This window comes from Verrucosispora sp. SN26_14.1 (assembly GCF_004307965.1).
In the GTDB taxonomy this organism is placed as follows: domain Bacteria; phylum Actinomycetota; class Actinomycetes; order Mycobacteriales; family Micromonosporaceae; genus Micromonospora.
In genome coordinates, this window is the sequence record NZ_SISL01000244.1 from 1 (window position 1) to 8,938 (window position 8,938).

Annotated in this window: 6 protein-coding genes and 1 pseudogene; 1 reads left to right on the forward strand and 6 read right to left on the reverse strand. The window is 71.7% G+C overall.

The genetic code is table 11. The features are described 5' to 3' along the window. From EYA84_RS20195 to EYA84_RS34090, 6 genes and pseudogenes are all read right to left on the reverse strand, one after another. Nucleotides 1–3,229: DNA repair ATPase (locus EYA84_RS20195; protein WP_236145861.1), on the reverse strand; the 3,229-nt coding region annotated here is incomplete at its 3' end. Continuing rightward, on the reverse strand, nt 3,222–5,243 hold the full coding sequence (locus EYA84_RS20200) for a flotillin family protein (RefSeq protein ID WP_131054611.1): 2,022 nt from the start codon (nt 5,241–5,243) through the stop codon (nt 3,222–3,224). The genes EYA84_RS20195 and EYA84_RS20200, both read right to left, overlap by 8 nt. Before the next feature lie 178 nt (nt 5,244–5,421). Then, nucleotides 5,422–6,054 carry an OB-fold-containig protein gene (locus EYA84_RS20205; protein ID WP_131054612.1) on the reverse strand — a complete coding sequence of 211 codons (633 nt, stop codon included), beginning with the start codon at nt 6,052–6,054 and terminating at the stop codon, nt 5,422–5,424. A 121-nt stretch (nt 6,055–6,175) separates the two neighbouring features. After that, the gene (locus tag EYA84_RS20210) at nt 6,176–6,775 is read right to left on the reverse strand and encodes a hypothetical protein (RefSeq protein ID WP_131054613.1); all 600 of its coding nucleotides are present in this window, start codon (nt 6,773–6,775) and stop codon (nt 6,176–6,178) included. A 103-nt stretch (nt 6,776–6,878) separates the two neighbouring features. Then, nucleotides 6,879–7,502: a sigma factor-like helix-turn-helix DNA-binding protein gene (locus tag EYA84_RS20215; RefSeq protein ID WP_131054614.1), complete on the reverse strand. Its 624-nt coding sequence runs from the start codon at nt 7,500–7,502 to the stop codon at nt 6,879–6,881. 371 nt (nt 7,503–7,873) lie between these two features. Continuing rightward, nucleotides 7,874–8,008, reverse strand: a pseudogene (locus EYA84_RS34090) (phosphoribosylamine--glycine ligase); the annotation flags it as partial. 572 nt (nt 8,009–8,580) lie between these two features. On the opposite strand from EYA84_RS34090, the gene EYA84_RS20225 reads away from it, so the two are divergent. After that, a partial coding sequence (locus tag EYA84_RS20225) for an ATP-binding cassette domain-containing protein (RefSeq protein ID WP_131054616.1) occupies nt 8,581–8,938 on the forward strand: 358 nt, incomplete at its 3' end.

Here is an 8,938-nt window from a genome sequence, read left to right on the forward strand (position 1 = left end):
GCTGCCGGGCGCGGGGCTGCGAGTCGGCCCGGGCGGTCCAGGCGGACCGGGTCGGTTCGTCGGTGCCGTACCGCCAGAACAACTGCGCGGCGGCCCGGTCGGCCGGCGGGTAACGCAGCAGCCCGGCACCGGCGTGCAGGCGCAGCAGCATCCGCAGGATCTCGGCGGCGTCGTGGTCGTGCACGCCGCGCTCGTACCCCTCGTCGTAACGGGTCTCGGCGATCCGCCGCACCAGGTCCCGCAGCCCGTTCGCGTCCACCGCCGCGGTGTGCAGCGCGTCCAGGGTGAGCCCGTCACGACCCGCCTCGGCGGCGGCCAGGATCGCCGTGGCCAGGTACTCGGCCCGGTACACCTGCGCCGACTCGGAGACCAGCAGCTGGTCCCAGAACCGCCGGGTCTGCTGGAACTCCTCGTCGCGCACCGGTGCGCGGTAGTCGGTGCCGGTCACCGCCACCACCATGCGGCCCTCGGCCGGCACCACCGCCACGTCCACCGGTTGCGTGTTCACCGCGAAGCGGTGCCGGCCCAGCCGGATCGTCTCGCCACCGTCGGCGTACAGGTCGAGGCGGTCGCGCAGACCGCGACCGGACTCCTGGCGAGCGGCCCGGATCCGGCCGTCCAACTCCTCGGCCCGCACCGCGTCGCCGAGGGTACGCAGTTCCTCCACCACCGAGCGGAGCTTGCCCACCATCGGGTCGGCCGCGAAGTAGGTGTTGATCTCGTCCAGTGAGCCGAGCGTGCCGGCCCGCCGCTGCACGCTGACCAGGATCCGCTCGGCCGACCCGACCAGCCGGTCGGCCCGCCGGGACCGCTCGTCCAGCAGGGCCTGCTTGCGCGCCGAGAACGCCTCGTAGATGTCGGTACGCCGGGTCGACAGCTCGGTGAGGAAGTCGTCGAACTCGCCGAACCGGGACTCCAGCTCCTCCACGCGCAGCAGCAGCCGGCCGAGTTGCTCGTCGCAGCGTTCGGCGGTGTCCGCCGCCGCCAGCGCCCCGGTCACCGCCTGCCCGAGCAGGGCGAACTCGGCGGCGAAACCGGCCCGGCCCTCCACCGCGGCCAGTTCCTGGCGTCGCTTGTCGAGCACTGCCCGGGCCCGGTTGACCGCGCCCAGCACCTCACCGACCCGGCCCAGGATGCCGGTCCGTACGGTCGCGTCGGCGATGTCCAGCCCGCCGACGACGTCGGTGATGGTCTGCAGGCCGTCGGTACGGGCGGCCAGCTCGTCGCGGACGGTGCCGGCCTCGGCCACGGTGCCGATCTCGGCGGCCCGCGCGGCGAGTCGATCCACCTCCTGCTGGTAGCCGGTGAACGCCTCGTCACGGCGGAGGAACTCGACCGCGCGTCGACCGGCGACCGACAGTTCCTCGTCCAGCCGGGCGGCCAGCTCGTCGATCCGGTCGTGGTCGACGTACCGCAGTTCGCGCAACGACTCCAGGTGTCCGCGCGCCCGACGCAACCCACCGAGCTGGGTGACCCAGTCGTCGGCGGTCAGCGGCGCCTCGCCCCGGGCCCGGCGGGCCAGCGAGGCGATCTGCTCGGCGCTCTCGTCCAGCTCGGCGCGGGCCTGCTCGGTGAGCGTACGGACCTTCTCGTGCTCCTCCAGCACGGAGCTGGCGGTACGCCGCAGACCGCTCAGCGGGGTGGCCAGGTCACCCAGCTCGTCCTCGCCGAGCCAGTGGAAGTGGTCGGTGATCCGGGCACAGGCCGCGATCAGCGCCTCGTACACCCCGGCGGTGGCGCTGCCCTGCACCATCCGCGCCGCCGAGAGGCAGTCCGAGATGCCGCGTACCAGGTCGGCGTTGCCGATCCGCTCCAGCGGACCGGTGCCGGCCGGCTGCGCCGCCGCGTACGCGTCGGAGACGTACGGCGTCTGCCAGATCTGCATCGGGTGGACCCGGGTCGGCTCCTCGGAGACGGCCCGGAACACCACGAGCGTGCCGTCGTCGAAGAGGGAGAAGCCGTGGCACGGGATCGGCGCGGCCACCTCCTTGCGGATCGCGTTGTACGGCAGCAGCAGCGAGCGCCCCTCGGCCCGGGCGTGGAAGACGTAGAGCACGTCCTCACCGTTCGGCGAGCGCACCACCCGCTCGAACTCCAGGTCGGCGACCTCGGTGTCGAAGGTGCGGGTGACGCCGGTCGCCAGGTGGTACCCGCCCGGGAAGATGATGCCGTGGTCCTCGGGCAGCCGCTGGCAGGCCACCCCGATGCCGTCGAGGCGGACCACCTCCCGGGTGAGCGTGTTGAAGACCAGGTGCCGCCACTGTGTCTCCTTGTACGGCAGGATCCGCAGCAGGATCAGCGGACCCACCCGGGCCCACTGCACGTCGGCGTCGGCCAGGCTCTGCAACGGCTCGTCCACCGGCTCGCTGTAGATGCCCTCGCCGACCTCGGTGTTGTTCTCCACCTTGACGGTCAGCGTGCCGCCCACCGTCTCGACGAAGACCTCGCCGTCGATGTCGATGTGCGGGTGCCGGCCGAGGACGTGGTCCTGCCGGGTCGTCTCGATCCACTCGAAGTCGTGGCTCGGCGGGAAGACGTGGTCCCGCTCTCCCCGGCTGTCCAGGTACTCCGGGATGCCGTCCACGCCGACCTGCCAGCGCAGCACCCGGATGTCCTCGGTACGCGGCCCGGTCTGGAACACCGCCAGCAGCCGGGCGTCGACGCGGCGCAGTTGCAGCAGGCGCGCCTGCCGGTAGTAGCGGTACAGCTCGCCGAAGTCCCGGACGAACTGCGGGTGCCGCAGCAGGCCGGGCAGTTCGTCCTGACCGGCCTCGTCGAACCGGAAGGCGACCTCCTCCGATTCACCCTCGCGCTGTTCGCGGGTGAATCGGTGCAGCGAGAAGACGTCGTCGACGGTCGTCTCCGGCTTCAGGCCGATGAAGACGTTGTAGCCGAACAGCATCAGCCCGCCGACCGGGACGAGGTCCCGGGGCACGCAGTTGTGCTCCGTACGGATCCGCTCGGTGCTCAGCAGCCGCAGCTCGGTGCTGCCGAAGACCTCCAACCGGCGGGCGTTGAGCGACTCGGCCCGCCGGGCCAGCTCGGCGGCCTGTCCAGCGAGGCGCTTGCGCAGCACCTCGTAGCTGCCGTCGTCCAGCCCGGGCCGGGTACCGCCGTCCGACACGACCTCGGCCGGATCGGGTCCGTCGCCGGACCGGCCCGCCGGGGCCGGCCCGGCGGCACCGGGCATACGCCCGGTGGTCGCCGGACCGGCGGTCGGCTCACTCACCGGCGGGCTGCCGCGAACCGGTGAGGGCGGCGACCGGGGTGTCCGCCACACCCAGGCGCTGCGCGGCCTTCAGCAGCTCCTGGAGCTTGCCCTTGTCGGCACCGCCGGAGCGCATCTGCTGCGCCAGGAACGCCGACAGCGTGAGATTCTGCACGTCGGCGGTGTTCAGCGAGCCGATCATCCGGGTCAGGTCGTCGGTGAAGCTGGCTTTGCCGTCCAGCCACGGTTGGGCGAGGTTCTTCGCCACGTCCGAGTGGGCCACGAAGCTGTCCACGCTCTTGCCGAACGAGATCGAGCTGAGCAGCCGGTCGAAGAAGACACTGTCCCCACCGACGATGTCGATGTTCGCCTTCTCCAGACCGGTGGAGACCAGGGCGGCCTGTGCCTCGGCGACCTGCCGCTGGGTGTCCAGCCCGGCGAGCCGGACCTCCTTCTCCAGTTCCAGGCGCAACCGGTACTCCTCGTGCTCGCGGGTCGCGTCGTCCAGCGCGGCCATCGCGGCGGCCTTCTCGGTGAGACCCTCGGCCTCGCCCTTCAGCTTCTCGCGCACCGCGTCGGCGACGAGCAGTGCCTTCTCCCGCTCCACCGCGACCTCGGCCCGACCGACCTTCTCGATGGCCTCGGCACTGCGCTCCTTGACCTGTACCTCGGCCAGGCCGGCCGCTGCGGTCTCGGCCTGGACTCCCTCGGCCAGCCGGATCTTCGCCCGGGCGTCCAGTTCTGCGGCCTGCTGCCGGGCCTCGGCCAGCACCAGTTCCTCGCGGGCCTTGTACTTCGCCGCCGCCTCGGCGGCCTCCGCCGCCTTGATGTCCTTGACCAGGCTCTCCTGCGCCTCGGCCTCGGCCTGGATGACCACCGCCTGGCGGGTCCGCTCGGCCTCCTCGACCACGCGCAGCCGCTTGATGTTCTCCTCCTGCTCGGCCACGGTCTTCTCCACCGCGATCCGCTCCCGGACGACCTCGGCGATGGCCCGCTTCTCGGCCTCCACCTCCTTGTCCTTGGCGATCGTGCTCAGCTCGGTCTCCCGCTCCCGGCCGATCACCTCCAGCATGCGGTCCTTCTCGATCCGCTCGGTCTCGATGGCGATGACCCGCTCGCGGTTCTTCTCCGCGACCGCGATCTCCCGCGCCCGGTTCTCGTGCTGGACGCCCAACTGCTCGTCGGTACGGATGTTCGCCGTCTCGGCCCGCAGCCGCTCCTCGGCGCGTACCCGGGTGGTCTCGGCCTGCTCGCGGGCCCGCACGGTCTCGATCTCGCGCTGCTGCTTGGCCTCGGCGTCGGCCTGCCGCCGCTCCAGTTCGAGGATCGCCTCCTTGGCGTCCACGTTCTGGCGGGTGATCTCCTTCTCCTCGCTGCGCCGGAACTCGTTCGTCCGGACGTGCTCCTGCGTGGTCAGCTCGGTGATCTTCCGGATGCCCTGGGCGTCGAGGATGTTCTTCGGGTCGAGCTGCGACATCGGCGTCTGCTCGAGGAAGTCGATCGCCGCGTCCTCCAGGCTGTAGCCGTTGAGGTCGGTGCCGATGACCCGGATGATCTGGTCGCGGAACTCGTCACGCTTGGTGTAGAGGTCGACGAAGTCGAGCTGCTTGCCGACGGTCTTCAGCGCCTCGGAGAACTTCGCGTTGAACAGCTCCTGGAGCGTCTCCCGGTCGCTGGCCCGCGCGGTGCCGATCGCCTGCGCCACCTTGATGACGTCCTCGTTCGTCTTGTTCACCCGGACGAAGAAGGTGATCCGGATGTCGGCCCGGATGTTGTCGCGGCAGATCAGACCCTCGTTGCCGGTCCGTTCGATGTCGATCGTCTTGACCGAGATGTCCATGATCTCGGCCTTGTGCAGCACCGGCATCACCACCGCGCCGGTGAAGGTCACGTCGACCCGCCGGATCTTGGAGATGATCAGCGCCTTGCCCTGCTCGACCTTGCGGAACAGCCGACTGACCATGAACACCACGCCGAGCGCGACGAGCAGGACGACGGCGAGGAGTACACCGATTCCGGTGGTGATCACTTCCATGGTTGGGCGCGCGGACGGCGGCAGCCGGCGACGGGGCCGGGGCGGGGCGCCGCGCATCCTCCTTTCGAGGGGATACGTCAGGGGCAGCGTGGCGGGCGGGCCGGACGAAGGGGGTTCGCACCGACCGCCTCGGGCGAGGTCGGGGTGATCCGCGCGGAAGCGGACTCACCAGGGGCGATTACTCGGGGGCATGTCTCAGGGGGTCGAAGGTGGGCCCGGCGGGCATCACCCAGAAGAACTCACCCTCGGTGTCGTAGTCGTAGATCAACGCGGAAGTGCCGGCCGTCATCTTCTCGTCGCCCGGCTGCCGGACCTGCACCACGGCCGACGAGCCGTCCGCCGCCGTCACCTCGGCCTGACCGAAGTCGGCGGTGACCGTACCGGTCCGCACCACACAGAGGCGGCCGACGAAGGTGTTACGGCTGGCGTCCGAATCGGTCGGGAAGAGGCGTCCCAACGGCACCGCGACCAGCCGGGTCACCGCGTACGCGCAGAACGCGGCGGCCAGCAGCACGCCGACCGAGACCGCGATCCGGGTGCCGGCGCCGAGCCCGATGCCGTCGAGCAGCGCGGTACCGGCCAGGCTGACGAACCAGGCCACCGCGACGAGCAGGGAGAAGATGATCGCACTGGGTACGCCACCGAGCCCGAGACCGGCGAGGAACGTACCCGGTCCGCCGTCGACGTCCAGGTCGTCGCCCAGATCCAGCACCCCGGTCAGCACCAGCAGCCAGTAGCCGACGACGACCACGAGCAGGAAGCTGAACAGCACGGTGGGGAAACTGAGTGCCGTGCCGAGAAAGCCGGTCACCTTGTCCTCCTCCCCCGCACCCGGCGGCCCGAGCAGGCCACCGGCACGATGATCGTGACACGGGATGTCAACCGCATGGTCAGGGCCGATCGGCCGGTCCACCCGGTCTGACCGGCCAAGATCAGCCCAGGTTGGCCGTCACGAGAGCGTCCAGCGTCGCCGCACGGACCTGCGGCGTGTCCCCGGTCACGGAAACGAACAGGGTACGCCCGTCGGGAAGCCACGCCGACAGGTACGCCGTCGAGGTCGCCACGTCGTCCGTGGCCAGCACCTGCGCCGCAGTCGCCACGGTGACCTCGCGGGATACCCCGGGGAGCCCCAGCGCCGCCTCGAAGTCGAAGACCGCGACCACCCGGATCACCGGGCCGTCCCCCTCGTACGCCACCCGGTCGCCGGTCGGCACCGCCTGCGGACGCGCCATCCGCAGCACCGCCTCGGCGGGGTCGGCCGGCCGCAGATAGGCCGGCAGGCCACGTAGTTCGGGCACGGCCGGACTGGCGGGCGCCGCGGCCGGCGACGCTGGTGCCGGTCGACCGGCCGTCACCACGGTGAAGACCCCCAGGCCGACCACCGTGCAGAGCGCCAACGCCACGGCGACGGCCTGGGCCCGGCGACGACGACGCAGGCGGGCCCGCACCGCCGGGAGCGGATCCGGACCCGACATACCCCCGCCGGGCCCGCCGTCCCAGACCTCCCGAAGAGCAGCCCGGACGTCGGTCATCGCGCCACCTCCCGATCGACTCCGGTCATGCCGTCACATCCCGATCGGCTCCGGCCTCTGGGAACGGCTCCGGTCATCGCGCGGCCTCGGGGAACGGCGCCGGTCATCGCACGACCTCCGGGAGGGCTCCGGCACGGCCGGCCGGCAGTCCCGGGCGGATCGCGTCGAGCGCCCGGCGCCGCAGGGACCGGACGGCCGCCGGACGTCGCCCGACAGCCTCGGCGATCGCTGCGTCGTCGAGATCGTCGAGGTATGCCAGGACGAGCACCGCCCGTTGCACGGGTGGCAGCCCGGCCAGCAGTCGACGCAGCAGGCCACCGTCCTCGACGCGTTCGGACCCGAGGTCGGCCACGCGATCGGGCCCACTGTCGGCCACGCGATCGGGCCCACTGTCGGCCACGCGATCGGATCCGCTCTCGGCGACACGGCCGGGTTCGCTCTGGCGGCCGGACCTGCCGTCGGCGACCGGCGGAGACGCCGGCGGAGTGGGCCGGAGCAGGCGGACCAGCGTCCGGAGCCGACCGGTGTGCAGCCGGATCATCTCGACTTTCGCGTACTCGACCGGGTTGCCGTCGGCGAGCACGCGATGCCACACCCCGGCCACCCGGACGTAGGTCTCCTGGAGAAGATCCTCCGCCCGGTCCGGGTCTGCGGCGACCGCACGCGCGTACCGGCGCAGCACCGGCGCGGAGCGGTGGACGAACGTCTCGAACTCGTCGGCTGCCATCCCGCCTCCCTCCCTAGTGCGGTGTCCAGAAACGTTCACCGGGCCGCGCCGCGACACCGCCAACGTTCCTGGACACCGCACTAGCCACTAATACGCTGCGGGGAGGTGATTGCGTTGCGGCCCGTCGACCACAACCGCCGACCGTTCGGTCAGCGACGTCCGGCGCGGCGGATCGCCGGCCGAACCGGATCAGCACCATCAGGGCAGCCGGACAGCCGACCCGCCGGTCGACACCGGGCCGGTCGACAATCGCCAGGGTCGGGCGAGCCATCGGACTGGGCGACACCGTCAGGGCGCAGGCGACACCGGATTGGGTGACGTCGCCGGGGCAGGGACAGGCCGCCGGACTGGCCGGGGCCGCTTCGGAGGGCTCAGGCGGGGAGCGTGATCCTGCCGTCGATCGCGGACGAAGCGATGTCGCCACGGTGGTGCGACCCGGCCAGCGTGATGCCGCGTACCAGTTCGTAGGCGGCGTCGCGCGCGGCGGCCACCTTGCCGAGCGTGGCGATCAGGTCCTCCAGCCGAGGTTCGTCGGCCGGCTGGCAGAGCACGGTCAGGTTGATCCGGTCCCGCCAGTGCGGGTCGGCCCAGAGCAGCCGCGCCGGGGCCGTCACCGGCAGCCCGAACGCCCAGTCGGCCGGCTCGCCCAGGCGCGTCACCCAGGACCGGATGTCGCGGGCGGCGACCGAGACGTGGGTCAGGCGCCCGGAGTGCTCTGCGAGGTAGGCCCGGCGCTCGGCGTACGGGGCTCCACCGACCAGGACGTCGACGTCGACGTCGCTGTGCGGGGTGGCGGCTCGACGGGCGTGGCTTCCGCGCAGCAGGATGCCGACCACGGGCCGGTCGGCGGTCGCCCGCAGCCGCGCGGCCCAGTCGTCGAAGAACCCACTGTCCGGTGACGGAGCGTGATCCACTGCGCCATCGTGCCGCAGGTCCGATCCGGGCGCAATGCCCCACAACGGACATGGTGTCCGATACGGAGGCTAAAGCCCGTGCTATGGCGAAATCGGGGCCTGGCCCGTCCGAAAGAATTCAACTACCGTTGATTTCAACAGCCGATGAATTTTGGAGGTGGGCGATGGTGGACGCGATCGCCGTCCGGGGCCTGGTCGTGGACCGGGGCGGACGGCGGGTACTGCACGGGATCGACGCCGGGGTGCCGCGTGGCGCGGTCACCGGGCTGCTCGGCCCCAGCGGCAGCGGCAAGACCACACTGATGCGCGCCGTCGTCGGGGTGCAGGTGGTCACCGCCGGCACGGTGACCGTGCTGGGCCACCCGGCCGGTGCGCCGGAGCTGCGCCACCGGGTCGGCTACCTCACCCAGGCGCCGAGCGTCTACGCGGACCTGACGGTGCGGGAGAACGCCCGCTACTTCGCCGCCCTGCACGGCCGGGGCCGGGCCGAGGCGGACCGGGCCTGTCTCTTTTACACATATG

Coding starts and splice junctions, on each gene's coding strand:
- EYA84_RS20200 (WP_131054611.1), bottom strand. CDS start 5,243: ATGGAAGTGATCACCACCGGAATCGGTGTACTCCTCGCCGTCGTCCTG.
- EYA84_RS20210 (WP_131054613.1), bottom strand. CDS start 6,775: ATGACCGACGTCCGGGCTGCTCTTCGGGAGGTCTGGGACGGCGGGCCC.
- EYA84_RS20215 (WP_131054614.1), bottom strand. CDS start 7,502: ATGGCAGCCGACGAGTTCGAGACGTTCGTCCACCGCTCCGCGCCGGTG.